Annotated in this window: 20 protein-coding genes; 1 reads left to right on the forward strand and 19 read right to left on the reverse strand. The window is 34.0% G+C overall.

What is annotated here, in order from left to right; all coding sequences use genetic code 11:
* Positions 1–84: 84 nt before the first annotated feature.
* From P7122_RS14940 to P7122_RS14980, 9 genes are all read right to left on the reverse strand, one after another.
* Positions 85–840, reverse strand: a complete 756-nt coding sequence (locus P7122_RS14940; RefSeq protein ID WP_278006605.1) for a toxin-antitoxin system YwqK family antitoxin — start codon at positions 838–840, stop codon at positions 85–87.
* Positions 841–987: 147 nt separating this feature from the next.
* The gene (locus tag P7122_RS14945; protein ID WP_278006606.1) at positions 988–1419 is read right to left on the reverse strand and encodes a hypothetical protein; all 432 of its coding nucleotides are present in this window, start codon (positions 1417–1419) and stop codon (positions 988–990) included.
* Between the two features lie 146 nt (positions 1420–1565).
* Positions 1566–3014, reverse strand: coding sequence for a TolC family protein (locus P7122_RS14950; RefSeq protein WP_278006607.1), 1449 nt, complete (start codon positions 3012–3014; stop codon positions 1566–1568).
* Positions 3007–6255, reverse strand: a complete 3249-nt coding sequence (locus P7122_RS14955; protein WP_278006608.1) for an efflux RND transporter permease subunit — start codon at positions 6253–6255, stop codon at positions 3007–3009. The genes P7122_RS14950 and P7122_RS14955 overlap by 8 nt, the downstream gene beginning before the upstream one ends.
* An 18-nt stretch (positions 6256–6273) precedes the next feature.
* A complete protein-coding gene (locus P7122_RS14960) occupies positions 6274–7362 on the reverse strand; it encodes an efflux RND transporter periplasmic adaptor subunit (protein ID WP_278006609.1) in 1089 nt (362 codons plus the stop codon).
* A gap of 125 nt (positions 7363–7487) precedes the next feature.
* Positions 7488–7892, reverse strand: a complete 405-nt coding sequence (locus P7122_RS14965) for a hypothetical protein (RefSeq protein WP_278006610.1) — start codon at positions 7890–7892, stop codon at positions 7488–7490.
* 81 nt (positions 7893–7973) lie between these two features.
* Complete coding sequence (locus P7122_RS14970; protein ID WP_278006611.1) at positions 7974–8405, reverse strand: DUF4268 domain-containing protein; 432 nt, start codon at positions 8403–8405, stop codon at positions 7974–7976.
* Entirely contained in the window at positions 8405–9079 is a 675-nt protein-coding gene (locus tag P7122_RS14975) for a ZIP family metal transporter (protein WP_278006612.1), read from the reverse strand. Before P7122_RS14975 ends, P7122_RS14970 begins: the two co-directional genes overlap by 1 nt.
* The gene (locus P7122_RS14980; protein WP_278006613.1) at positions 9080–9811 is read right to left on the reverse strand and encodes a class I SAM-dependent methyltransferase; all 732 of its coding nucleotides are present in this window, start codon (positions 9809–9811) and stop codon (positions 9080–9082) included. It lies immediately after the preceding gene.
* Positions 9812–9866: 55 nt separating this feature from the next.
* Here P7122_RS14980 and P7122_RS14985 point away from each other — a divergent pair, with 55 nt between their 5' ends.
* Positions 9867–11024, forward strand: coding sequence for a THUMP domain-containing class I SAM-dependent RNA methyltransferase (locus tag P7122_RS14985; protein WP_278006614.1), 1158 nt, complete (start codon positions 9867–9869; stop codon positions 11022–11024).
* Positions 11025–11351: 327 nt separating this feature from the next.
* On the opposite strand, the gene P7122_RS14990 is transcribed toward P7122_RS14985, so the two are convergent.
* The 10 genes from P7122_RS14990 to P7122_RS15035 all read right to left on the reverse strand — a co-directional run bounded on the left by P7122_RS14990 (position 11352) and on the right by P7122_RS15035 (position 26792).
* Positions 11352–11825 carry a hypothetical protein gene (locus P7122_RS14990; RefSeq protein WP_278006615.1) on the reverse strand — a complete coding sequence of 158 codons (474 nt, stop codon included), beginning with the start codon at positions 11823–11825 and terminating at the stop codon, positions 11352–11354.
* A 27-nt stretch (positions 11826–11852) separates the two neighbouring features.
* A complete protein-coding gene (locus P7122_RS14995; RefSeq protein WP_278006616.1) occupies positions 11853–12125 on the reverse strand; it encodes a DUF202 domain-containing protein in 273 nt (90 codons plus the stop codon).
* Positions 12126–13736, reverse strand: coding sequence for a class I SAM-dependent methyltransferase (locus P7122_RS15000; RefSeq protein ID WP_278006617.1), 1611 nt, complete (start codon positions 13734–13736; stop codon positions 12126–12128).
* 79 nt (positions 13737–13815) lie between these two features.
* Positions 13816–16227 carry an alpha-ketoacid dehydrogenase subunit alpha/beta gene (locus P7122_RS15005; protein ID WP_278006618.1) on the reverse strand — a complete coding sequence of 804 codons (2412 nt, stop codon included), beginning with the start codon at positions 16225–16227 and terminating at the stop codon, positions 13816–13818.
* A gap of 155 nt (positions 16228–16382) precedes the next feature.
* Positions 16383–19229: a gluzincin family metallopeptidase gene (locus P7122_RS15010; RefSeq protein ID WP_278006619.1), complete on the reverse strand. Its 2847-nt coding sequence runs from the start codon at positions 19227–19229 to the stop codon at positions 16383–16385.
* Positions 19226–20500, reverse strand: coding sequence for a T9SS type A sorting domain-containing protein (locus P7122_RS15015; protein ID WP_278006620.1), 1275 nt, complete (start codon positions 20498–20500; stop codon positions 19226–19228). The genes P7122_RS15010 and P7122_RS15015 overlap by 4 nt, the downstream gene beginning before the upstream one ends.
* Positions 20501–20521: 21 nt before the next feature.
* Complete coding sequence (locus P7122_RS15020; RefSeq protein ID WP_278006621.1) at positions 20522–21208, reverse strand: LOG family protein; 687 nt, start codon at positions 21206–21208, stop codon at positions 20522–20524.
* Positions 21209–21256: 48 nt separating this feature from the next.
* Positions 21257–24085, reverse strand: a complete 2829-nt coding sequence (gene uvrA / locus P7122_RS15025) for an excinuclease ABC subunit UvrA (protein WP_278006622.1) — start codon at positions 24083–24085, stop codon at positions 21257–21259.
* Between the two features lie 177 nt (positions 24086–24262).
* Positions 24263–25498 (reverse strand): BamG family beta-barrel-assembly machinery protein, encoded by a 1236-nt coding sequence (gene bamG, locus P7122_RS15030; protein WP_278006623.1) that lies wholly within the window; start codon positions 25496–25498, stop codon positions 24263–24265.
* Positions 25485–26792 carry a DUF4270 family protein gene (locus P7122_RS15035; protein ID WP_278006624.1) on the reverse strand — a complete coding sequence of 436 codons (1308 nt, stop codon included), beginning with the start codon at positions 26790–26792 and terminating at the stop codon, positions 25485–25487. Before P7122_RS15035 ends, bamG begins: the two co-directional genes overlap by 14 nt.
* Between the last annotated feature and the right edge of the window lie 92 nt (positions 26793–26884).

Below are 26884 nucleotides of genomic sequence, written 5' to 3' on the forward strand. Positions count from 1 at the left end.
TTTTCGCCGTAAACCAAAGATAATTAATAAGATTTAATTTTCGAGAGGAAATTCAATCGCAATGTGCTATACACGTTGTTGTGGTTAGTTATTTTTATCCGAAACATAAACTTCTTTTTCGAAGTATTTTTTGTGTTCGCTTACAGTTCCGATTGCTGAATCATTTCCGATATTTGTAAATTCGTATAATTCCTCGACGATTTGTCCTTTAATATTTTGCTTGCCTTTTTTAAATCCAAAAATTCCAAATCGATAGTCGTCATTTTCAATTCCAAAAGTGTCCATTTTTATTTCAGTTTCCGAGTATTTGTTTTCAATCACAACATACATTAACTTTTTGTAAACTTCGATATTTGAATTATAGTCAAAACTCGCTATGTTTTTTCCTGTCTTAATCGTATCTGGAATTTTTAAGTTGAAAAACGAACTGTTTTTATACTTGATTTCTCCATTTTGGTCGAAATATATTGATTGATTTTTATACAAACTATCTCTTAACGTTAACCATTCAGATTTTTCTTTAAGAGAGCCATCTTCTCTGTAATAATTCCACCAGCCTTTTTGAAATCCGTTTTCCACCAAACCTTTTTCTTTTATTTTTCCATTTTCGTAATAGTAAAATAATGTGTCGGCAGGCACTCCGTTTTTAATATAAGACAACGATTTTAGTTTACCGTTTTCATAAGCCTCTCCGCCAAAACCAGTAAATAGTGAATCAGCTTTAGAATCTGTAAATTCTACTTTGACCATTTCTCCGTTGTATTCTTGAAAAATTTCTTTTTTTTCAGATTTACAATTGATAAATACTAAAGCTAATAATATGTAAGTAAGTTTCTTCATAATTAACCACAACGGTCTCATATAACCGTCAGTTACGGATTTAAAGTTAATAATTTTCGGTTAAGCACTGATGTTAGCAATTCCGAGTGGATTCGGACGTAGTCGAATCCGCCGTAATTGTGTTTATACATTGTTGTGCAACGTTTTTTATTCAGTTTTATAATGCAATAATCCTTTTTCATAAAGCATATTTTTAAATTCTTTGGAATTGCAATTCACTTTGTCAGTAGATATTGCGTTTCCAATTCCATAAATAAAAGGTCCAGGTCGATTACTCCAACCTTTTCCAAATTCTCTTGGTTCATAACCAGCAATTCGTCCACTAATTAAAATCCGATTTTCGTCCGTTACCTTTTCCACGATTAAGTCAACACAAGGATAAATTTTGTTTTCGTCGAGATAAACTTTTTCCGCAATCAATTCAGTCACATTATCTTTTCCAATTGCTTTTATTCTTTCAGCGAAATGCCATTCAAACTCAAAGTCGTTTGGCAATTCTTTTCCCGAATGTAATTCAGCATAAAGTTTTAGTTCTGAAAGAGTCTTTTCGATATGTTTTTTGAATTCGTTTCGGGTCATTTTTCAAATGTTGCACAACTCGTTATATACCAACTAATATATGGTTTTATTTGTGAATTTGTGGAGATAAATGAAAGTGTAATAAAAAAAGCCACTCTACAACGAATTGCAGAATGGCTTATGAAATTAATTAAGGGTATTAAGGGTTAGTTCCAGCCACCACCTAAAGCTTGATATAGCTTTATGTTGGCTAAAAACTGATCTCTTTTGGTTTCTATAATCTCTATTTTAGAATCTAAAGCTTCACGTTGTGTTAATAACACTTCGGTATATTCTGCTCTGGCAGATTTAAACAGCTTTATGGATAAATCTATAGACTCTGTAAGCGCTTCAACTTGCTGCTCTTTAAGTTTGTAGCTTTCTTTTAGGTTGTTAATGTTAGAAAGCTCATTTGCAACTTCTATATAACCATTTAAGATTGCTTTTTCATATTCAAATACAGCTTGTAATTGTCGGTTGTTGGCTGTTTTGTATTCCGCTTTTATAGCATTTCTGTTAATTAATGGTGCAACGGCATCGCCAACCAAATTATATAATAAAGATTGTGGTGTGTCTACAATATATTTTGGTTTAAAGGCTTCTAAACCTACTCCTGCTTTTATACCAATAGAAGGGTAGAAGTTTGCTCTGGCAATTTTTACATTGAGTTTAGAGGCTTCCAATTCGTACTCAGCTTGCTTAATATCTGGTCTGTTTGCTAATAATTGAGACGGAATACCAGCATAGATGGTATTGATGTTTTGTTCTACAAAACTATTTGCATCTCTGGTTATGGGCTGAGGAAAACGACCAATTAGAAAGTTAATCTTGTTTTCGGTTTCAACAATTTGCTGTTGTATGGTGTACTTATTGCTTTGGTTTTTTAAAACTTCAGCTTCAAAGCGTCTCACAGCGAGTTGTGTTGCTCTTGCTGCTTGCTTTTGAAGTCTTACCATTTTTAATGCATTTTGCTGAATTTCTAAGTTTTGCTCTATGATGCTAAGTTGGTTGTCTAAGGCTAAAAGCTCGTAATACGAACTTGCAATTTCAGCAACTAAATTTGTAATCATAAAGTTTTTGCCTTCAATAGTGCTTAGGTATTCTAATACTGCAGCCTTTTTGCCGTTTCTTAGTTTTTTCCAAACGTCTAGTTCCCAAGTCGCGGAAAGACCTGCTGTGAAATTTGAAAGAGGTTCTGGAAATTCTTCATTTTCACGAATGTCTAGGTTATGTTCTACAGCACCATTTCTGGTGTATTCGCCAACTTTTTCTACTTCAGCACCAGCGTAAATATTTACAAACGGAAGGTATTCTCCTTTGCGGATTTGTACTTCGTTATTAGCAATGGCAATTTGTTGTAACATAATGTTTAGTTCCTGATTGTTTACCAATGCAGTATCTATCAATGCTATCAGGTTATCATCAGAAAAAAAATCGCGCCATTTTATCTGTGCAGAATTAGTGGTATCTGTCTCTTTATTTAGAAAATGTTCTGGTACAGTTTTATTCTCTTCTCGTATGGTATTTTGTGTAGGTACACATGAGCTTAAGATTAAAACAGCGACCAAGACAAAAAGCTTAAGAGGCTTTGATTTAAACAATTTATAGTTATTCATCTTTGTTGTTTTTTCTTAATTTGTTGAGTAATTTTTGAAGTCTGTTAATACTTTCGGTATTAATTTTGGTTTGGTCTTCTGCTTCACTTTTTTCAATGAACTCTTCAGAAAGTGGTTGGTCTTTTTCGTCCTTAATAAGACTTTTTCCATCTGCCATTTTACCAAAAATGTAATACAACCCAGGAATTATTAAAACACCAAACAATGTTCCTAAAAGCATACCACCAAGCGAAGAACCACCAATGGTTCTGTTACCAATTGCACCAGCACCAGAGGCAATAATTAAAGGAATTAAACCAGCTATAAAAGCAAATGAAGTCATTAATATAGGTCTAAAACGTGCTTTGGCACCTTCAATAGCGGCTTCTAAAATTGTGGACCCTTGACTCCGTTTTTGTACCGCAAATTCTACAATAAGCACCGCATTTTTTCCTAGTAGTCCAACAAGCATTATTATACCTATTTGGGCATAAATATCATTGGCAAGTCCCATAACTTTTAATAAAAAGAACGAACCAAAAATACCAACAGGTAATGATAGAATTACAGCGAGTGGTAAAAGGAAACTTTCGTATTGTGCTGCTAAAACCAAATAAACGAAGATGAGTACTACTACAAAAATGTAAATAGACTCGTTGCCACGAGATGCTTCATCATAAGATAGGCCTTCCCAAGCAACATCGTATCCTCTTGGTAGAGTAGCTTCAGCCACTTCTTGTATGGCTTTAATGGCATCTCCACTGGTGTAACCTGCAGCAGGTAACCCTCTAATTGCTGCTGAATTGTAAAGGTTGTAACGTGTTATTTCGTTTGGTCCTAATTTTTTTTCTAAGGTCATAAACGACGAATACGGAACCATATCTCCCTCTTCATTCTTAACAAAAAGTTTATCTAAATCTGTAGGCAATGCTCTGTACTCTGGTGCAGCTTGTGTGTATACTTTAAAGAATCTACCGTATTTAATAAAACCTTGCTCGTAAGTACTACCAATTAGGATGTTTAGGTTTTCCATAGCTTTACCAATAGAAACCCCTTTTTGCATGGCAACTTTGTTGTTTATTTTTATCTCGTATTGCGGATAATTTGCAGCATAAAATGTAAACAACCCAGTAATTTCTTTGCGAGCTCTAAGCGCATCCATGAAATTGTTATTTATTTTCTCAAACTCGTGATAATCGGTAGAGTTTGTTTTGTCTAATAGACGCATTGAAAAACCTCCAGAAGATCCAAATCCAGGTACAGCAGGTGGTTCAAAATATTCTATTACAGCTCCAAGGTTTTTGGTTTCTTCTTCAAGCTCTTCCATGATTTCGTGTACCGAATGATGACGCTCTGACCATGGTTTTAAGTTAATTAAACATGTACCTGCGTTAGAACCTCGACCTTCAGTCATAATTTCATATCCAGCTAAAGATGATACCGATTGTACACCTTCAGTTTCTTCACAAATCTTTTGAAGTTTTTTTGCCACTTCATTAGTACGCTCTAAAGTAGCTCCAGGAGGTGTCTGAATAATAGCATAGATCATTCCTTGGTCTTCGTTTGGAATAAAACCTGCTGGCAATACTTTGTTTGTGAAGAAGATACCAGCACAAAACACAGCTAGTATACCAAAGGTTAATACTCTACGTGCTACAATTTTATTTAACACTTTTACATAGCGTCCTGTAAGGCGTTCAAATCCTCTGTTGAACCAATCTATAAAACGATCTATTAGTGATTTTTTCTTTTTGCCATGATTGTGTTTTAGTAACATAGCACATAGTACAGGCGTAAGTGTAAGTGCTACTAATGCTGAAATAATTATAGAACCAGCCATAGTAATAGAGAACTGTCTGTAGAACACACCAACAGGTCCTGTCATAAAAGAAATAGGTACAAATACAGATACCATAACTAATGTAATGGCAATAATGGCACCACCAATTTCTCCAACAACACTTTTAACGGCTTCAAACGGACTGAGATGTTCTTCTTCCATTTTGGCGTGCACAGCTTCTACTACAACAATAGCATCATCTACCACAATACCAATGGCTAATACTAAAGCAAACAATGTAATTAGGTTGATAGATAAACCAAACAATTGCATAATAAAGAAGGCGCCAATAAGCGACACAGGAACTGCAATAATTGGAATAAGAGTAGAACGCCAGTCTCCTAAAAATATAAATACAACAATGGCAACAAGAAAGAATGCATCTCTTAATGTATGCACAACTTGTTCTATAGAAGCATCTAAAAAGTTAGAGACATCATAGCTTATTTTATAACTTATTCCTGGAGGAAGATCTTCTTTTAGTTCGGTTAACTTTTCTTTTACAGCATCAATAACATCACTACCGTTACTGCCAAAGGTTTGTTTTAATACAATAGAGGCAGAGGGTTTTCCGTCTAAATTAGAGTAGATGTCAAAAAACTCACTACCTAATTCTACATCTGCGATATCTTTTAATCGCAATATTTCGCCTTCTTCGTTGGCTTTTATAATAATGTCTTTGTAATCATCTGGCTCATTATACCTACCTTGATACGTAAGTACGTATTCTAAAGATTGTGCTTTAATACCAGAACTTCTACCCAAACGACCAGGACGCGCAATAATACTTTGCTCATCCATAGCTTCTAAAACTTCTTCTGCCGATATTTTATAAGCACGCATTCGATCTGGCTTTAGCCAAACACGCATAGCGTATTTTCTACTTCCTAGTATTTTGGCACTAGCAATACCCTTAATACGCTGTATTTCTGGGACAATTTTGGTGTAAGCGTAGTTGTATAAGAATTTTTCGTCTGTATGATCGTCGTCGCTAAACAGGTTTACATACATTAGCATACTTGGCTGTACAGGTGTAATAATAACACCCTCACGCTGTACCAGTTCTGGTAACAACGGCATTACCTGATCTACTCTTGTTTTTACCCTTACAACCGCTTCATTAGGATCTGTACCAGGATCAAAAATAATACGTAATGTACCTTCTCCTGCACTTGTGGCATCAGAGGCAATATAACGCATACCTTGCACGCCATTTATGGCTGTTTCTAAGGGTATTAATGTAGATTTTACTAATACATCTGCACTAGAACCTGGATAGGCTATGAAGATGTTTACAGTTGTTGGTGCAATTTGTGGAAATTGCGATATTGGCAATTGCTTTATAGAAAGCCCTCCAATAAATAATATGATTACCGAAATGACAATTGCCAAAACGGGTCTTTTTATAAATTGTTTAAACATAATGTTTGTAGATTTTTGTTACTCTGCGTATAATTCTAGATGCGATAAAACTTCGGTAGGATTCACCATTTCGGTTTTAATCTTTTCCTTGTTTTTTACCATCCTTATACCTTCTAGAAGTATGGTATCGTTTTCAGAGAGTCCTTTGTCTACAATAAAAAGGTGAGGTAGTTCTGCAGCAATACTTATTTGCTTTTGTATAACTGTATTGTTTTTGTCTATAACAAATACAAAGGTTTTGTCTAGTATTTCAAACGTTGCTTTTTGTGGAATTATAATAGCATCCTTGTGAGGCACTGTCATAAGTATACTACCTGTTTCGCCATGTCTTAAAATACCATCAGGATTTGGAAACGTTGCTCTAAATGCAATATTACCTGTTTGGTTGTTAAATTCTCCTTCAATAGTTTCAACAACACCTGTTTGGTTAAACGGTTTGTTATTAGCCATTAATAGAGTTACTTCTTGTTTGTTGTCTTTGTCTTTGCTGGTAATGTAATCTAGATACTCAGCTTCTGGAACATTAAAATATACCCACATTTTACTATTGTCTGATAATGTAGTGAGCAATTCGCCTTCATCTAATAGACTGCCTTCTCTGGCTTCTAGATGGTCCATAATACCATCAAAAGGGGCTTTTACATTGGTAAATCCTAAGTGAGTCTGAGCCAGAGCAACTTCAGCATTGGCTTTGTCTAGCTTGGCTTTAGCCATTGCAAGCTCGTTAGGCGATACTACATTACCATCTGCAAGTAGCTGTGTGTTTTGTAATTCTATTTCGGCAACATGAGATTCTGCTTTTGCTTTGTTGAGTTCTGCTTCATAAATATTAGGCATTATCTGAAACATTTTTTGCCCTTTTTTTACAAACTGACCTTCGTCTACATAGATGTTTTTTAGGTAACCTTTTTCTAAAGCTCTAAGTTCTATATGCCTTATAGAATGAATCTGGCTTACATAATCCTTGGTTGTTGAAGTGTCTTTTTTTACAGGATGTGTAACTAAAAATGTTGAAGATTCTTCGTGCTTTTCTTTTTTTGTTTCACAGCTAGAAAATAATAGAATGGTTACTGCTGTAATAACAGTGGTAATAAGTTTTGTTTTCACTTTTCTGAAATTTTATAATATGATATAATTGTAGTATCGTACTGCTGTGCAGTAACGATTTTTGTAGGAAAGAAATTCCTGGAAGGCTTAGCAATAACTGTATAGCTTGCTTAAGCGTAAGGGTATCATATTATAAAAACCTGAAAATCTGCGTATAACCTAAATTTAGCTCTGGTTATAGTATTAGGAGATCTAAAAACGCTTTTTTCTAGCTCTTTAGAGGAGTTTTCAAAAAGAAGCGCATTTATAAATGCTGTCGCATTTAAAATTATAGAATCTGATTTTGTTTTTGATGAAGATTCTTCATTCTCAGACTCTTCCTTTTCAGGTGCTTCAGCAAAATAATCAAAGTCAGAATTTTGATGAATAGTAGAGTACTGAAAAGAATCTACATCTAAATCGTCTACGTATTGATTAGAATATGTAAGATTACTACCAATAGAATTAACTGCATTAGCATGTAAGCTAGACATAGTGCCTAGTAACAATGCTAGTGTAAGGTACAGATATGTTCTAAAGGTATTTTTCATTTCAGCGGTCAAAATTATTGCAATCGATACACATTAACAAAAAAAAGAGAATTTTTAATTATAATTTAAGAGTCTTAGTGCTTACGACGCTTTTATAATGTCCTTATATTCTTCAAAAAAGGTTTCGAATAAGATCATGTTTACATTAAAAAATTCCATAACATCTCTCCATGTATTTTTGTTATGGATAGATACTTTCTGTTCTAAAGGAAGGTAAATACGCGATATTTCTTTACCGTTTTCTAAATAATATTCTTCCTCGTAGATTGCATCTGGTAAGTAATCTGTATGAAGTATATTTTTGAGTGCTTCTAATTTTTCCCAGCAATTAATTCGGTTTTCAAGATCGTCTTCTAAGTCTAAACTTATGGAAGCTTTTTTTGTATTGAAATGAAATTTAAAAGAAAGCCCTTTGATTTTTGTGTTATACAACAACCACTTTCTTGGAAATGATTTTCCAAAACTGGTCCAGAATTCTTGTCGTAATAAGCGGCTTTCTTCTTTGCTAAACATTATATAAAGTATGCAATAAATACACCTAAACTAATGGCTACTAGCTTAGATAAATTAAACTTATGACCTTCTCCTGTTTCAAACAAAATGGTTGTAGAAATATGCAAAAAGATACCGATTACCAGCGCATTAATGCTCATAAGGAAATTGGCATTTATAGCGGTAGTGTTAGAGATTAATGTGCCTATTGGTGTCATTGCAGCAAAGACCAGCATAAAACTAATAGCTTGCCCTTTTGTGTATTTTGATTGTAACAAAAATGACGTTAATAAGGCAGCAATAGGTATTTTGTGTATTAGCACTCCATAAACCATATCATTGTGTTGATGGATAGGAAAACCTTCTAAAAAACTATGTATACACAAGCTTAAAAAGAGTAGCCAAGGAAACTGCGAGTCTTGCTTATGAATATGAACATGGCCATGCTCAGCACCTTTAGAAAAAAATTCTAAAATGATTTGAAGCAGTATACCACACATTATAAAAAGACCTGTTTGTTTGGTTTCTAAATGGTGATAGACCTCTGGAAGTAAATCAAAAAGTGTGAGTGCAAGTAAGAAAGCACCACTAAAAGACAATAATAATTTGGTGTATACTGATTTTTTGTTTTTAGTTAAAAACGCAATGATAACACCAATAACTATAGCGTAAACAGGGAAAAGATATTTGTTCATTTATTTAAAAATCATAATCAAACGCTCAGAAGTTTGTGGATGATATTTACCTAACTTGTAATCTCCAAAAACATCGAGCAAATGTACATTAGCTTTTTCAAACAAAGCATTAAAATCGTCTAAGGTTAATGCTTTTACACGTTCTTGAAATTCGTAATGCTCACCATTAATTTCAAAACTAATGTCTTTAACAATATAACCGTCTTTAACACTTCTTTTTTGATGAAAGTCTATGCCTTCAACTGTTTTTATATCTTCAGCAACTAGATGTTCTGTAACATAGTTCACGTTCAAAAAATCTATAACACCAAAGCCATAATCGTTTAATTCTTCTTTAATGGCCTCTATGGTTTTTAGATTACAGGTATCGTCCTCAAAGTAGCCAAAACTTGTAAACAAATTAAAGACAGCATCAAAAGTTTCAGGATATGGTTTTGTCATATCGTGCACAGCAAACTTTAATGTTTCATTTTTAAATTGGTTGGCGTGTTTAATGCTCTGTTCAGATAAATCTACACCAGTAACATTAAAGCCTAGAGTATTGAGATAAATAGAATGCCTGCCTTTACCACAAGCCAGATCTAAAATTTTTCCTCCTTCAGGAATGTTAAGATAGCTCGTGAGGTTGTCCATAAAAACCTGAGCTTCAGAGTAATCTCTATCCTTGTATAGTATGTGGTAGTATGGTGTATCAAACCACGAAGCGTACCATTGTTTAGTTGAATTTGTCATAACATATTACGTCCTGCAAAAATAGTTTAAATTTGCAATCTATTTGACGTGTTATATGGACAATAATTTCAAAATGGTAGCCAAAACCTTATTTGGTTTTGAAGATATATTAGCAAAAGAGCTAACACAACTTGGAGCAATGCAAGTAGAAAAAGGTGTTAGAAATGTAAGTTTTGTTGGTGATAAGGGCTTTATGTACAAAGCTAACATGGGATTGCGTACAGCAATAAAAATTTTAAAACCTATAAAATCCTTTAGAGTTGCCAGAGAAGAAGATTTATACAATAACGTAAAAAATATTAAGTGGGAAAACTACTTAAAATCTGACGGTTCTTTGGCTGTAGATGCTACAGTGCATCACAGTGTATTTACGCATTCTAAGTACACAGCTCTAAAAACCAAAGATGCTATTGTAGACCGTTTTAGAGAGCAAGATGGCAATAGGCCTAATATAGATTTACGTTTTCCAGATTTAAAAATAAACGTGCATATAGATCGTCAACGTTGTACAATTTCATTAGATACTTCTGGTGAATCTCTACATAGACGAGGCTATAAAACAGCGACAAATATTGCTCCAATAAGTGAAGTTTTGGCAGCAGGATTGATATTAATGAGTGGTTGGGATGGTCAGTCAGATTTTATGGATCCTATGTGTGGTAGTGGTACTATTTTGGCAGAAGCAGCTATGATTGCGTGTAACATTCCACCAAACTTAATGCGAAAGGAATTTGCTTTTGAGCGTTGGGAAGATTGGGATGTAGATTTGTTTGAAAAGATAGAAGAATCCCTTTTGAAGAAAACACGAGATTTTCATCATAAAATCTTAGGCTATGATAAGTCTCCTTCTGCAGTAAAAAAGGCAAAAGACAATATTAAAAATGCGCATTTAGACGAGTTTGTACATATACAACACGAAGATTTCTTTAAAACCCAAAAGGCAGGTACAGCTAAGTTGCATATGGTCTTTAATCCACCTTATGGTGAGCGTTTAGAGAATCTTAATATAGAAACGTTTTACGGAGATATTGGTGCTACACTAAAGCACGGTTACTCAAACACAGATGCATGGTTAGTAACATCTAATCTTGAAGCTTTAAAATACATTGGTTTACGACCATCTCGAAAAATTAAAGTGTTTAACGCAAAATTAGAATCACGCTTAGTTAAATACGAAATGTACGAAGGCAGCCGAAAAGCAAAGAAACAATAAGAAGGAAGGGACTATCTTTTTTTAATAATCCAGATGTCTTGTAGTGGTTAAGATTTTGTATCTGAAGTCAATTGTATGTGTTCTAAAACAGTAGTTGTTTTAAATAAATATTTTACGAATATCTCTGGGTGAAAAGTGGTGTAGATTCTGTGTAATTATTTGATAGTGTTTGTTTTATTTATAACTCGCCTTGGTTGTGTTCTAAAATTTCAGACTCAGTTAGTTTTACTTTAAAATTATCTCTAGGCATGGTTAATAACATAATGAATTTGGTTTAATTCACTCAGGATTAAAATAATAAGATATCAGATGTGCTACATTGAAAAGCTATTGTAGTGCTTCTAATTGTAAATTATAGTCGTATTGCAAATCTTCATGAAGTACACTGATTTTTTTCTTTAAAGCCAGAATTTGTCTTTCGTATAGATTGCTCAGTGTTTTGTTTCTATGTATGGATGGTCTCAGTTCATTGAGTTGTTCGCAAAAGTAGAGTAGAAGTTCCACTTCTGTAGATTTTTTATTAGAGTATCTGCTATACACTCTTATTTGACGCAAAATCTTTCTAATAGTCTTTTTCATGTAGAAGTAACTATCTGTGTTTATACCTTCAAATAATTCATCTAATGAAGACTTAACGCTATCTACATAACCATCTTCATCATGTGCTTCAAACAACAAATAGGTGAGCAGTGCTTTGTTTTCTTTTTTGAATTTACCAAGACGTAGACATAATTCTAATAAATCTTCTTTAGGTAAATCTTTAAGCTCTTTTTTTATGGTAACAATAGATTCAATCTTCATTTAAAGGCAAACATTTTTACAGATAACTTAGTAGTGATTTCTTATGGTACGTCTTACTTTGAAAAGTCTAAAAATACCAATACATAATATAAAAGCCGAGACAATGATAAGGATAATACCATAAGATTTTAAGTCTGAAAAGAACTCTAATTTTAAGATGGTAACACCAGTTCCGAGAATTACCAAAAACGTTCTAAAGTAAGCTAAAAACGTACGTTCGTTAGCTAATTTGGTACGCTCTATAGCTAGCCAGTCTCTGGTAATTAATGGTTTGTTTTCGTCTTTGTTTTTTTCTGGCATTTAGTCTTTTCCTTTTAATAGATTAATACTTACTGTTGCTAGTTCGCTATCAGGAAATTTAGCAAAATGCATATCGTCTGGTATTAAACCAGTTTTTTCGGCTATGCTTCTAAAAACATCTACTTCTACAATATACTGATCGCTGTAACCGTGTGTTGCATCGTAAGCTGTGGCCGCAGTTTTACCTATGTTTTTGGCAGCCAATTCAGGCGAAATGGTATGCAGCTCTATAATTAGCAAACCAAATTTATCTACATAAGGCTTCCATTTACTTAGATGCTCTAATAGTGATGCTTCAACATCGTTGTTGTTTAAGCGACTTCCTTCACTAGCATAAGCACCAGAGGAAGTACTTGTAAAATCGTATGCTTTTTGTGGAGCTTCCCAAATACGATTGTGGTCTAAGAAGGTTCTTACGTTAAGCAAATCCTGAAGTTCTATATTGTAATCCTCTTTTAAGTCAGATGCTAGAATATCTGGTCTGCCAATATCTCCCCAAATAACCTTTGCCCAAATATCAGCAGAAATAAGGTTAGCTCTGGTAACTTTTAAAGCGGCTTTATTAAAGTCAGCACCAACTAAAAATAAAGGATGGTCATCTAGCATTTTTCCTCTTAGAGTTTGTTTTTCTATAATATTAAAAATATGCTCTATAAATGCACCATTACCACAACCCATATCTAATATTCCTTTTGGTTGCAGATCTATAGGTCTGTTGAATAAATCAATTATAACTCTGTCAATCACCTTAAAATAGGTAGTATGTGCTCCTCCGCTTCCCCAAACATTCATTTCTCGGTGCACATGCTTTTCTGTATCGTTTGGTGAATCTGTTTTTAACACTAAAGGATTGCCAAAAATAAGTTCATCGAGCTGAAGAAATGTAGGTATATAAGACACTGTAACACCATAAGCACTTGCACGCTTTGCAAAAAATAGACCTTTGTCTGTAAATTGGTAGGTGTCTCGTTTCTTTTTGAACCATCCTAGATGTGCAAAGAAGTCCAGGATTTTTTTAAAGCTTTCAGGATCTTTATGATATTCTTCAGCAGTAAAAGAAGCTTCCATAAAATATTTGTGAAACAATCCATTAACACCTAGTAGTACAATGATAGGTCCAGCTATGGTGCCTTCTATATGCTTGTATATTTGATATTCTATAGAATCTTCATTAAAAATGTCTAAACCAAAGTTAGTTTCAAACTTTTTAAATATGCGCTCTAGAGCAATAAAAGCATCAGTACTTATCACTTTTTCGGTGGCGAATCTATCAGAATAACGTAAGAGATTTACGGCATCTTCATAAAGGTGTACCAGCTGAAAAGCTGCTTTAGATTTATCATTAATTTTGTAAACAATTGTATTGGTTTTATTGTTAAGGTCTTGCTCTAGCCAACCTTGAGAACACAGAATTCTAAGTGCTACATTAAGGTATCCTTCATTGGCACTAAACACTTCAGAAAGTGTTTTTAACTCTATGGATTCTTTTTCTAAAATGTAATTTAATACTTCTTTTTTATGAAGAGCAAATGCTGATGTTGCAGTTGCTATGCCATCTAAATGGCGAAAAATTATACCTCTAAGTTGAGATTTATCTGACTTTGTAAGCATGAAAGATATATTAGTATTTAAATATAAAAAAACCATCATAAAAATGATGGTTTTGAATGCGTTAATATTTCTATAAGATTTATCTCAATTTAGGAAAATCTGAAGGGTTTGCTTCGTGCATAACATCATATACAGCTTCGAATATATCTTCTACAGAAGGTTTGGAAAAGTAATCTCCATCTGTACCATAAGCTGGTCTGTGAGGTTTAGCAGCTAATGTTTTTGGTTGGCTATCTAAATATTGAAAAGCATTTTGTTCGTTCAATATTTGGTCTAAAATGTAAGCTGATGCACCACCTTTTACATCTTCGTCTATAACCATAACACGATTGGTCTTGGCAACACTTTTTACAATGTCGTGGTCTAAATCAAACGGTAATAAAGACTGTACGTCAATAATCTCAGCATCGATTCCAACTTCTTGCAATTCTTTAGCAGCTTGCTCTACTAATCGAAGTGTTGAACCATAAGATACAAGTGTAATATCTTCACCTTCCTTAATAGTTTCTACAACTCCAATAGGTGTTTTAAATTCGCCTATATTACTCGGCATTTTTTCTTTTAGACGGTAACCATTAAGACACTCCACGATAAGAGCAGGTTCGTCACTTTCTAAAAGAGTGTTATAAAAACCAGCAGCTTTAGTCATGTTACGAGGTACTAAAACATGTATTCCTCTAATAAGGTTAAGGATACCTCCCATCTGAGATCCAGAGTGCCAGATACCTTCTAGTCTATGGCCACGCGTTCTTACAATTAATGGAGCTTTTTGGCGACCTTTAGTTCTGTATTGTACAGTAGCCAAATCATCACTCATTATTTGCAGAGCGTATAGTATGTAATCTAAATACTGAATCTCTGCAATAGGTCTAAGACCTCTCATTGCCATACCAATACCTTGTCCTAAAATTGTAGCTTCTCTAATACCTGCATCAGAAACTCTAAGCTCACCAAACTTTTCTTGTAAACCTTCTAAGCCTTGGTTAACATCACCTATATGTCCTGCGTCTTCACCGAACACTAAAGCCTCAGGATACTTATTAAAAATGGCTTCAAAATTATCTCTTAATATTACACGTCCATCCACTTCTGTAGTGTCTCCGTTGTACGTTGGTAATATTTCTTTTTGAAATTCTGCTTTATGCTTAGACTCGCTGTATAAGTGAGAGCTATACTTAGGTTGTATTTTTTCTATATAATTGTTTATCCAGTTTTGAAGCGCTAACTTTTCATTAGAATTTTCTGAAACTACATAGCGCAAAGTTTTACGAGCTGTAGATAGTATATCTTTTCTTAAAGGCTCGTCTATAGCGTCTAAATCATTTTTTAATTTAGAAATAAAAACACTGTTAGCGCTTGTGTTGGCTACACTTTCTATTAGAGATAATGCTTCTTGTTTTTCTTCTTTTATTGGGTTTATAAATGAAGACCAAGCCGCTTTTTTGCCATCTCTTACAGCTTTTTTAATATCTTTTTCTATGACAACTAACTCTTCGTCTGTTGCAATATTGTTGTCAATCATCCATTGACGCATCTGAGCATTACAATCGTACTCAGCTTCCCAAGCTAATCGTTCTTCATTTTTATAACGTTCGTGAGATCCAGAAGTAGAATGTCCTTGTGGTTGTGTTAACTCTTGTACATGAATCATTACAGGCACATGTTCTTTTCTTGCCACTTTTGCTGCACGTTGGTAAGTGTCTATTAACTCGGCATAGTTCCACCCGTTTACTCTAAAGATTTCGTAACCATTACTGTTATCATCTCTTTGAAATCCTTTTAAGATTTCAGATATATTCTCTTTTGTTGTTTGATGCTTTGCGTGTACGGAAATACCATACTCATCATCCCAAACACTAATAACCATAGGTACTTGTAAAACACCTGCAGCATTTATGGTCTCAAAAAATAACCCTTCACTTGTACTGGCATTACCAATAGTTCCCCAAGCAATTTCATTTCCTTCTTTAGAAAAGTTAGTAGTGTCAATGCCTTCTACATTTCTATATATTTTAGAAGCCTGAGCTAAACCTAATAATCTGGGCATTTGACCAGCAGTAGGTGAGATGTCTGCACTAGAATTTTTTTGCTCAGTTAAATTTTTCCAATTTCCGTTTTCGTCTAAACTGTGAGTTGCAAAATGACCTCCCATCTGGCGACCAGCAGACATTGGCTCTTCTTTTAAGTCTGTATTTGCATATAGACCAGCAAAGAATTGTTCAATGGTTAATTGACCAATAGCCATCATAAAGGTTTGGTCTCTGTAATAACCCGATCTAAAATCTCCATTATTAAAAGCTTTTGCCCAAGCAATTTGAGGCACTTCTTTACCGTCACCAAAAATCCCAAACTTAGCTTTACCAGTTAAAACCTCTCTACGACCAAGTAGACTACATTCTCTACTTGTAACAGCTAATTTGTAATCACTGATTACTTCTGTTTTAAAATCTTCGAAGGTAATTTCTGTTTTTGTATTGGGATTTATTTTCATATTGGTCGAATTTTTGGAGATACAAATGTACTAAATATCGACCTTTTGTGCAATAGCTGAAATAAGTATGATTTTAAATAATTCTCAGCATAAGTGCTTTTTTGTTGGTTTTTGCTTAAAAAAACTCAAAAAATTAACATTTGAGTAAGAATATGCTAATACCATTTGCGTCTAAATAGACCTAAAAGTACTTGAGGGTCTACCGTAATGATAAAACGAATGCGCTCTCCGTAATTTGGCTCTGCAATTTCCCATCCAAGGTTAGAGTAAACCGGGAAATATAATTCAAAATAGTCTTCCACCAAGTTGAGCCTTACACCAGAGTCGTATACAAAATGAGCGCTGTCAAATTTATTTTTAACCAAACCAAGGTCTCCATAAGCTTGAATGTACCTCCATATAGATGTGCTAAAGTTGGCCGTAGTCATCCATTGATTTGCAAAAGGTGTATCTAGCACAGACTTAAAACCACCATCTGCAATAATAAGTTGTTGGCTAAATAAGCCAGCAGCTTCTGAGCGGCCTAAGTAGTTTAGGTCAAATAAATAATCTGTTGGTCGGTCTAAACCAAAACTAAAAAAGTCTGAGCTTGGATCTGTGTCATTATTAAGAAATATACCAGCAAATAATCTAAGATTAATATTTCTGTTACCTTGTGTTAGCTTTCTAAATTCATAACTCAAGGAAAGCTTGCTAAAGTTGTTAGCCAATTGTAAATCTGAACTAAAACTAGAGAAGTTAATTCTTCCAGGATTGTAATGCGTGTATCTTAAGTTGAAAACATTATAGTCTGGCTCATTGATTTCTACTGTAGCGTTTTCGCCCAGATCTCTGTTAATACTTACAAATCTGGCGGTAATATTGTCTATTTGATCTGCTCTAAAATCTTTATCATTTCTAAAACTTAATGACAAAGTAGGGCGAATCCTGGTGAAAAATGCATCTTCAGCAAAGGATTGGTAACCAGCATTAATACCATAAGTAATGTCGTATAAGTTTTTGTTTTCAATATTGTGAGTGTAAAATATCGACGTAGATCCTGTTAACGATTTAGATTTTGTTGCGTATTGCGGAGAAAATCTATAGTTAAGTCGCTTCCTTAATATGGTTTTGTTATAGACTTTTGTGCCTAACGTTAGTCCATCATAGATATTATTAAACTCAACCAATGGCATAAAAAAGACTTGGTTGTAATAAGGATCTTCAATATCCTTAAATAACCTAAACTGAAGTGGTTTATTGCTTATAAACGAACCATTAACAGATTTGTAATTATCACGTTGATTAAACTCTGGTATAACGTTGTTATAATCTAAAACAAACTTATCGGTTTGGTTTTTTGGTAAGTTTATGGTTTTTGTGCCTTTAATGTTTTCTACCCATTTCTTACCAATTACAGAATCGTTGCTAATACTGTAAAGCGAAATAGGCATATTGTTATTGCGCTTATTTTTTACAGTAACTTTTATAGAGTCTTCTGTTGTTACAACACTTTTAATTTTGAAATCTATCTTTTTGCGCGTACCTATATAATCGTTAAAAAACCAATCGATATTTTTTGAAGTTTTCGTATTAACAAAAGCTTCAAAATCTGAAATTTTAGTGTTTTGGTTTAGTCTGTTTTGTTTTAAAAATTCTGTAATTGTTTCAGACAAATCAATATCGTCTGTAAACTTGTCTAGATAGTTAAGACCCACACCAGCTTTGTATTTTCCAGCGATATTGGCATTAAATTTTATTAAAGAGTCTTTAGATGTGGTTAAAGGTTGATCTCTGTTTTTTCTTGCAATTTCCATAGAATACAAGAAATACTGAAAATTAAAATCTACATCTGCAGCATGAAAAGCTCTAATTCCCCAAACATTAGCCAATGTTCCTAATAACTTCATGTCTGGATAATAGTCTTCAACATATTTTATCATGTAATAAATTTGAAGCCCTTCAGACAACCAATGTTCTTTTCTTGGGTTAAGTAATAATATGTTGTTTATATATTTCTTTAAGGCGCTTTTTAGCAGTTTTAATTCATATTGAAATTGATCTGGAAAAGGTCTAAGAAAATCTGGTAATTGGTTAAGACCATACAATGGATTTTTGCCATAATCTATTCTGGAAACCAAAAGTCTTTTATGCGGATATTCTCCTAAGTTTTCAATAAGAAACTTAGTGATTTTGTCTGTAAGAATCGCTTTGTCAGGACCAGGTAAACCACTTTCGTTAATGTTAGATACAACTATTAAGTCATCGGTTTGCACAGAGCGAAACATTGGAAACTTTTGAAGCGCTAAGTAGGTGTCCGTTCTGTCTTTTCCAAAATATAATGTTGACTGTCTTTTGGTATCTTTGTTTGGTACTGCAGATAACAGATCTAGCTCAGATGTTGGTCTGTAATTGATTGGGTGTTCAATGGTAATTTTTACATCAGACTTTGGAATAAAAAGATCATCGAGATTTTTATTGCTGTAGTAATGCCATTCGCCATCGTAAACTGCAGGTGTTATGTACCAGTATTTTAGTTCAAAATCTTTATTCTTGGTAATACCATAATCGGTAAATGTAGCATCTGGTAATACTAAAGCATAGCTTAAGTTTATATTGTACGATTCGCCAGGAAGTAGCACCTTACTTAAGCTTACTCTTAATACATCAGGATGTTTAGCTAGATGCTCAAAATTAAGGTTAGACTTGTCATTATTATCGGTAATGCCAGTTATTAGTGTAAATCCACGTTGTTCGCTTTTTGCCAGATGAAACTTTGTGCTAAACTCTTCTTCAAAACGTTTGGCTAAAGGTGTAGATTTAGTAGAATAACTGTTGTTCCAGTCGTGTAGGTAAATTTCGTTTAAGCTATCTCTTGTCTCGTTTTTATAGATTATAGTTTGAGATATTGTAATTGTTTTTGTTTCAACATCAACATTTGCATTAACGTCAATGTAATTTTGACCATAAACAGATGAACAAAAAAGACAAAGTAGGTATGATATGAAAATTCTTTTTATCAATGCGAAACAATAAATTTTAAAGGGCTAGTATTATAATCAGAAAACCCAACATAGTATATGCCATTACTTAGGTTGCTGATATTGAATGTCTGTTTTTGATGAGAGTTGGTTTGTAATTTTTTAACCAATTGGCCGAGTTGGTTATAGATGTTCAGAGGTTGATTTAAAAATTCAGGTGAATTTATGTAAACAATTAAATTTGAGTTAATTAAGGTTTTTTCTAATGCTATTTTTTGTGATGTTTCAAAATCGTTTTTGTTTGAAAGTGTAACGTCTGCTTCTAGTGAAAGCGTTACAGGTAAGTGGTCGCTAAAATTGTGTAAAGCATCTCTAATTTCAAATGAAAATTCTGAATTACTACTTCCGCAATTCGCAGTGTTTATGGCACTATTATAACAAGTGGTTAACGCATTATTGCCATAAACCTGAAAAGAATCTGAAACATAAGTAATGTCTGCATTGCTAAGCATATTTTCTGAAGTTAAGATAAAATCAAAACGATCATCAAAGCCTCCTGTGGTACCACCTAATCCTGTTTGTGTTCTGGTAGATTGTGTAAAAACGTCAATATAATTAGTGTTATTACTCCAGCTACCAACACGGTTTGGTGGATCTACAAAAGTAATGTTGTTGTTAGCGCTTAACAGTTCTTGAAAAGCAGCTTCAGAAGCTGTATAAAGATTAAGATCTCCACCTAAAAGCACATTAGCATCTGCTGGCAAAGTATCAAGGTAAGCCACTAGTTCTGTTACCATCTCAAATCTTCTCTGAGCATTTACTGTACCACTAGAAGCTTTTAGGTGGCAGACAATTACATAAATGTCAACAGGATTTGTGTCTTGGTCTACAGTATTTAATCTTATTTTGTAAACATTAAAATCTCTTAAATCTGTTTGGACAATGACTTCTTCTTGAATGCTAAATTTAGAACTATTATAGTACAGTAAATTCTGTAGATCGTTTTGGTCTCCAAAAACATCATCTGATGTGTTAGATACGTAAGTAGCCATTTCAAAATCTGGGTTAATAGCAGTTCTGGTAATATTTAGAACGTTATTAGCGCCAGTGATATTATTTAGCTCACAAACTAAAAACAAATCTGGTTGATAATCTGCTAAGATAAAAGCAAGATCTTGTTCGCGTCCTGGTACAGCATCTTCCAAAGGATAGTTCAATAGATTATAGAACATAACCTTAAATGTTTCTTGAGCAGAAACATTAGGATATGCTAATAGCATAGCAACCACAAAAACTAGCAATTTCTTTTTCATAGCATTAAAGAAGATAGTCTCTTAGAAGTTAGGGCTTAGGCCGTATTCTTTATAGAAATTATTTAATATTTCTATAATTTCATCAGATGTATCAACAAGATGAATTAAGTCTAAATCATCAGGACTAATATTTCCTGCTTCTAATAAAGTGTTTTTAACCCATTCAAATAAACCTCCCCAAAATTCTTTTCCGACAAGTATAATTGGGAATGTTTCAATTTTGTGAGTTTGTATAAGTGTAATTGCTTCAAAAAGCTCGTCTAAAGTTCCAAATCCTCCAGGCATTACAACAAAGCCTTGAGAGTATTTTACAAACATTACTTTACGAACAAAGAAGTAATCAAAGTCTAAACTTTTATCGCTGTCTATATACGGATTGTCGTGCTGTTCAAAAGGTAACTCAATGTTAAGACCAACAGATGTTCCGCCAGCGATGTGTGCACCTTTGTTACCAGCTTCCATAATACCTGGTCCACCACCTGTAATAACTCCATAACCATGTTCAACGATTTTTTGAGCTACATCTACAGCAAGTTGGTAGTATTTATGGTCTGGTTTGGTACGTGCTGATCCAAATATAGATACACATGGACCTATTTTACTCAGCTTTTCGTAACCATTAACAAACTCTCCCATGATTTTAAAAATTGCCCAAGAGTCGTTAGTTTTTATTTCATTCCAGCCTTTGTGTTTGCTTTCTTTTCTCATATTATATTTTGATGTCTTTATATTAGTTTATAGATGTACAATATAGTATTATTTCAATTCCTTCTTCAAAAATTTAGCAGTATAACTATTTTTGTGTTTTATAATTTGCTCTGGAGTCCCTTTGGCTACAACGTTTCCGCCACCTTTACCACCTTCGTAACCAATATCAATAATATAGTCTACAGTTTTGATAACATCGAGGTTGTGCTCTATAATTAAAACGGTATTTCCTTTGTCTACCAACTTATTAAGAACTTTCATTAAAACTCTAATGTCTTCAAAATGAAGACCTGTTGTAGGTTCGTCTAAGATGTAAAATGTGTTACCAGTATCGCGCTTACTGAGCTCCGTAGCTAACTTAATTCGTTGTGCTTCTCCACCAGAAAGCGTTGTGCTTTGTTGTCCCAGAGTAACGTAGCCTAAACCAACATCTTTAATGGTTTTTAACTTTCGGTGTATTTTTGGAATGTGCTCAAAGAAATCTACAGCTTCTTCAATCGTCATGTCCAGCACATCGCTTATCGATTTTCCTTTGTATCGTATTTCTAATGTTTCGCGATTAAAACGCTTGCCTTGGCAAGTTTCACATTCTACGTAAACATCTGGTAAAAAGTTCATTTCTATAACACGCAATCCACCTCCTTGGCAAGTTTCGCATCGTCCACCAGCCACGTTAAAACTAAAGCGTCCTGGTTTGTAACCACGAATCATAGCTTCTGGGATTTGTGCAAAAAGCTTACGTATTTCATCAAAAGTCTTGGTGTACGTTGCAGGATTACTTCTTGGAGTTCTACCGATTGGAGATTGGTTAATGTCTATAACCTTATCTATATGCTCTAAGCCTTTAATGCTTTTATATGGCATCGGTTTTTTAACACCATTAAAGAAATGTGCATTTAAAATAGGGTAGAGGGTTTCGTTAATTAAAGTAGATTTACCACTACCAGAAACACCAGTAACTCCTATCATTTTTCCTAATGGAAATTCTACATCAACATTTTTTAGATTATTACCAGTACAGCCTTTAAGTACTATTTTATTACCATTGCCTTTGCGACGTTCTTTCGGAACTTCAATTTCTTTTTTTCCATTAAGGTACTCGGCTGTAAGCGTATTAAAGGATAACAACTCTTTTGGTGTGCCTTCACTTATGATTTCGCCACCATGTTTACCTGCAAAAGGACCTATATCTATAACATGATCTGCACGTTCTATCATGTCTTTGTCGTGTTCTACAACAAGTACCGAGTTACCAACGTCTCTAAGCGATACTAACGAGTTGATAAGTTTTTCATTATCGCGTTGATGCAGTCCAATACTAGGTTCGTCCAGGATGTATAATACACCAACAAGTTGTGAGCCAATCTGTGTAGCCAAACGAATACGCTGAGCTTCTCCACCTGAGAGAGATTTAGAACTGCGATTAAGCGTTAAATACGTTAAGCCAACATCGAGTAAAAACTGCGTACGCGCTTTTATTTCTTTTATGATTTCTTCAGAAATTTTGCGTTGTGTTTCAGAAAGTCTGTTTTCTAAATCTTTTAGCCATTCAGCTAAATCTACAACATCCATTTTTACAAGGTCTGCAATGTTTTTTTCATCAACCTTGAAGTAGAGCGATTCTTTGCGCAAACGAGAGCCTTCACATACATTACATTCTACCTTATCCATGTATTCTTTAGCCCAACGAACTAAAGATGTAGAGTCTGATTTGTATTGGTTTTCTATAAAGTTAGCAACACCTTCAAAATCTATGTTGTAATCTCTGGCAACACCTAGCAATTTACTTTCTACAGTAAATTTATCTTTTCCACCATGAAGAATCATTTGTTTAGCCTCTTCAGGAATGTCTTTCCAAGGATCGTTTAATGTAAAGTCGAAACGTTGTGCTATGGTATGGAACTGTTTGAAAATCCAGCTTTTTTTCTCAGGTCCATGAGGTGCCAAAGCACCATTTTTTATCGATAGTGTTTCGTCTGGTACTAATTTTTTATCATTAACCACATACAGCTCTCCAATACCGTTACAGTTAGGACAAGCACCTTTTGGTGAGTTAAATGAAAAGTTATTAGGCTCTGGATTAGGATACGAAATTCCAGATGAAGGACACATTAAATTTCGACTAAAATAACGTGGCTCATTGGTGTCTTGGTCTATAACCATTAATACATCATCACCATGATACATGGCTGTATTTATAGACTCCATAAGACGTTTTTCGTTGTCCTGAGAATTATCAATTTTAAGGCGATCTATAACAATTTCTATATCGTGCGTTTTATAACGATCGAGTTTCATGCCTTTTTCAAGATCTACAATTTCACCATCGGTACGTACTTTTACAAAACCTTGTTTGGCAATTTGCTCAAACAACTCACGATAATGACCTTTACGCGAACGAATAACAGGCGATAAGATATTAATGCGTTTGCCATTGTAAGATTCTAGTATAAGGTCTTTGATCTGCTCATCGCTGTAGCTCACCATTTTTTCGCCAGTTTCGTAACTGTATGCATCTGCAGCTCTGGCAAACAGAAGACGCAGAAAGTCATAAATTTCTGTAATAGTACCAACAGTAGAGCGTGGTGATTTGCTAGTGGTTTTTTGCTCAATGGCAATTACAGGCGAAAGCCCATCAATTTTATCAACGTCTGGACGTTCTAAACTGCCCAAAAATTGTCTGGCATAAGCCGAAAACGTTTCAATGTAGCGTCGTTGTCCTTCGGCATAAATAGTATCGAAGGCTAAAGACGATTTACCACTACCCGAAAGACCTGTAATAACCACAAGTTTTTCTCTTGGTATGGTAATATCAATATTTTTTAAGTTGTGAACTCTGGCTCCTTTTACTTCAATGGACTCGTCGAAATGGCTCATAAATAGTTATCCTTCTTCTTTAATTCTAGCAAAGTTGCAAAGGTACGATTTTAGATGTTAAATAGTTGTGAAGTTATAATGCCATCGTTTTATACAGATTTATTTTTTTAAACTATTAATTATAATGCAATGAAGCTTTTAAGACGAATAACTAAAACGGAATTAAAAGTGTGGTTCTTAATGATACTTTCGCTTTTGAAACCACAAATCTGAAAGCGTTAAATTGATATTAAACATATTAGAACGCTCTTGTACCAGTATGTCTTCTGTTGTTCCTTTGTTGCTATACGTGTATGAAAAATTAAGACTAGAGTTTTTGCCTATTGGCAAGCCAAGACCTAGAGACGTATTAAAGCTGTCAATTTTTGTGTCATCAATTTTTAAATATCCTGAGTTATAATTAAAACCTATTCTGTAATCGACACGTTCAAAATAGTTGCGACTTTGAGGGTTTTTTTTATAAGATGCTCCTAAGCTAAAAATATCCTGATTTACATAATCTCCAATGGCATCTGTTTGATTAGTGCTAGACCAAAATCTTTTATTGTAGTCTGTTGTAAATAGAAGATTATTGAATTTTGCACTATATCCTAAACCAAGTTGTAACGGCAAATCAAAACTATTTATTCTTTCGTCTGTAGTATCTTCTAATGTGCTAGATGATTCTAAATTATACTTTATAACCAAGCTGTTTTTTGTTGCGCCTAAGCTAGTTGGAAAATCTAACGTAACACCAAATTTATGAGTGTCTAGCAAATTGTATTGAGCACCCAATCCAAATCGAACACCACTGTAAAAACTCTCTTCATATATTTCTAGATAGTTGGTAGACGCAACTATAGATTCGGTTTCTTCAACCTTACCAAATAAGTAAGACAACTTTGCACCAAGATTTAGCTTGTCTGTAAGTTTATAGCCATAATCCAAACGCATTTCATTAATACCACCAGAACCAGTTACATTAGTATAGAAAATATCATTGCTTCCTTCTACGTTGTTTTCTAATCCAATAAGTTCGTAACCTATATTGGTTGCTGGGTTTAGTGTTAGTCCTATTCCATATTTCGCTCTACTATAACCAATAGATATATTAGAAAAATTGTAAGTGTTTCTGGATTCGTTTATATCCGAATTAGAAATATTAACCATCTCTGCAGTAACACCAAATTCTAAGACAAAATTATCTTCTACCATAGAAGCAAATGCCGCAGGATTATATAAATTAAATCCGTTTGAAGCATCTAGTGCAATGCCAGAATTACCCATGGCACTGTTGCGCCCAGTACTTATGGAGCTTTCTACACCCAAGCCAAATAACGAATATGGACTTGATGTAAGGTTATTAGTTTGGCTGTATATAGCAACACTAAAAACAAGACCGATTACAAGGATGCTGCTTTTAATTTTTTTCATAAATGGCATAAGTAATAACGAGTTTTGTTTTAAAGTTTGAAGCTTCTCTGTCATTGAGTAATAGTTTGTTTATAGTACTATTATAATCCGTAGGAAGCATTATAAGTGCATTGTCAACCTCAGGTTCTTCATTAAGTTTGCTGTCTATATAATTCAGTACAGACATTGAATATACTTGGTTGTTGTACTCAGAATCATCACTGGTTAAATAAGCATATACATAATCTGAGCTACCACTTACTTGAGACGATAAATTATTGTTTTGATCAACGGTGTATAAAGACAATTCTTCAAAAATCGGTTGTATTTCTGAATGCGCTTCAACTACTGGTTCTACATATAATGTGGCTTCTAGTATTGTACCTTCATCATTGATGTCGTATATGTTTTTTATTGTAGGAAATTGTATTCGGGTTACATAGCCAACACCAGCTTGGCCATAGCTTATATTATTGCTATAGGCACTTGCTAGATTATACTCTTGCGATGTAATTTCTTCTATAGGCAAACCCGTAACATCACTTTCTATTTTATTGTAGTAAGCTGTACTTTCTGAGTCTATGCTAAAATCATATGTATATTCAGAATTTTCCAGTTCGTTTGGTATGGAATAGAAAAAACGAAGAAAAACATCAGAAGTATTAAATCCTACAATGGCACTATTGTCTGTGTTGCTAGGTTGTATGTATAATCCTTTTAGTTTTTGATAAAGAGACTCTTTGTCTGTAATGAGATTATCTTTAATGTCATTAAATATTTCCAGTCCAAAATTGTAATCTAAGGTTACATATAGAGAGTCTGCATTGGGTTCTGCTTCATAAGTTCTACTGCCTAAACTGTTAGCTTCGTAATTAAAATGACTTATGTTGTACAAATACCCATTATCAGATGTTAGCTTTTCTTCAAGCTTATGTACATTAATTGTTGAGGTTTGTGTAGTATCATTATAAAAGTATTGGTCGTATCCTAAAAACAGACCAACACTGTCTAACACAGCATCATCACTAACATAATAGCTGCTCGGATGTACTCTTAAATATGCAGAAGCCTTTACGGTACCAATGTGTTCATCATTGTAACGTCCCAATAACAAACGTCCTTGACTAGAAGTTACCAATGAGTCAAACTTCATTGTAGAAAGCTCTACAGCAAAAGTGTCTATAGAGAGTACTCTAATGTTTGTACTGGTAAAATCTTCACCAACAGACAAGGATGTAATGTCTTCAGAGTTGCAATTAAAGACTAATAAAAAGCAACAAAACGAGAGTATAAATGAAAGATGTTTATTTGGCATGCTCATAAGAATTTCAGCAAATCAACATAACAATAGGAGCTTATAAAAGCGAAATAGACAAGCCAGGATAAAGCATCTACAAACTTCAAAAT

The organism is Winogradskyella marincola (genome assembly GCF_029624125.1).
Classification (GTDB): Bacteria; Bacteroidota; Bacteroidia; order Flavobacteriales; family Flavobacteriaceae; genus Winogradskyella; species Winogradskyella marincola.

Excerpts from the sequence above, each read along its gene's own strand:
- P7122_RS14940 (WP_278006605.1), bottom strand. The coding sequence starts at position 840 with ATGAAGAAACTTACTTACATATTATTAGCTTTAGTATTTATCAATTGT.
- P7122_RS14945 (WP_278006606.1), bottom strand. The coding sequence starts at position 1,419 with ATGACCCGAAACGAATTCAAAAAACATATCGAAAAGACTCTTTCAGAA.
- P7122_RS14950 (WP_278006607.1), bottom strand. The coding sequence starts at position 3,014 with ATGAATAACTATAAATTGTTTAAATCAAAGCCTCTTAAGCTTTTTGTC.
- P7122_RS14955 (WP_278006608.1), bottom strand. The coding sequence starts at position 6,255 with ATGTTTAAACAATTTATAAAAAGACCCGTTTTGGCAATTGTCATTTCG.
- P7122_RS14965 (WP_278006610.1), bottom strand. The coding sequence starts at position 7,892 with ATGAAAAATACCTTTAGAACATATCTGTACCTTACACTAGCATTGTTA.
- P7122_RS14970 (WP_278006611.1), bottom strand. The coding sequence starts at position 8,405 with ATGTTTAGCAAAGAAGAAAGCCGCTTATTACGACAAGAATTCTGGACC.
- P7122_RS14975 (WP_278006612.1), bottom strand. The coding sequence starts at position 9,079 with ATGAACAAATATCTTTTCCCTGTTTACGCTATAGTTATTGGTGTTATC.
- P7122_RS14980 (WP_278006613.1), bottom strand. The coding sequence starts at position 9,811 with ATGACAAATTCAACTAAACAATGGTACGCTTCGTGGTTTGATACACCA.
- P7122_RS14985 (WP_278006614.1), top strand. The coding sequence starts at position 9,867 with ATGGACAATAATTTCAAAATGGTAGCCAAAACCTTATTTGGTTTTGAA.
- P7122_RS14990 (WP_278006615.1), bottom strand. The coding sequence starts at position 11,825 with ATGAAGATTGAATCTATTGTTACCATAAAAAAAGAGCTTAAAGATTTA.
- P7122_RS14995 (WP_278006616.1), bottom strand. The coding sequence starts at position 12,125 with ATGCCAGAAAAAAACAAAGACGAAAACAAACCATTAATTACCAGAGAC.
- P7122_RS15000 (WP_278006617.1), bottom strand. The coding sequence starts at position 13,736 with ATGCTTACAAAGTCAGATAAATCTCAACTTAGAGGTATAATTTTTCGC.
- P7122_RS15005 (WP_278006618.1), bottom strand. The coding sequence starts at position 16,227 with ATGAAAATAAATCCCAATACAAAAACAGAAATTACCTTCGAAGATTTT.
- P7122_RS15015 (WP_278006620.1), bottom strand. The coding sequence starts at position 20,500 with ATGAAAAAGAAATTGCTAGTTTTTGTGGTTGCTATGCTATTAGCATAT.
- P7122_RS15020 (WP_278006621.1), bottom strand. The coding sequence starts at position 21,208 with ATGAGAAAAGAAAGCAAACACAAAGGCTGGAATGAAATAAAAACTAAC.
- uvrA (WP_278006622.1), bottom strand. The coding sequence starts at position 24,085 with ATGAGCCATTTCGACGAGTCCATTGAAGTAAAAGGAGCCAGAGTTCAC.
- bamG (WP_278006623.1), bottom strand. The coding sequence starts at position 25,498 with ATGAAAAAAATTAAAAGCAGCATCCTTGTAATCGGTCTTGTTTTTAGT.
- P7122_RS15035 (WP_278006624.1), bottom strand. The coding sequence starts at position 26,792 with ATGCCAAATAAACATCTTTCATTTATACTCTCGTTTTGTTGCTTTTTA.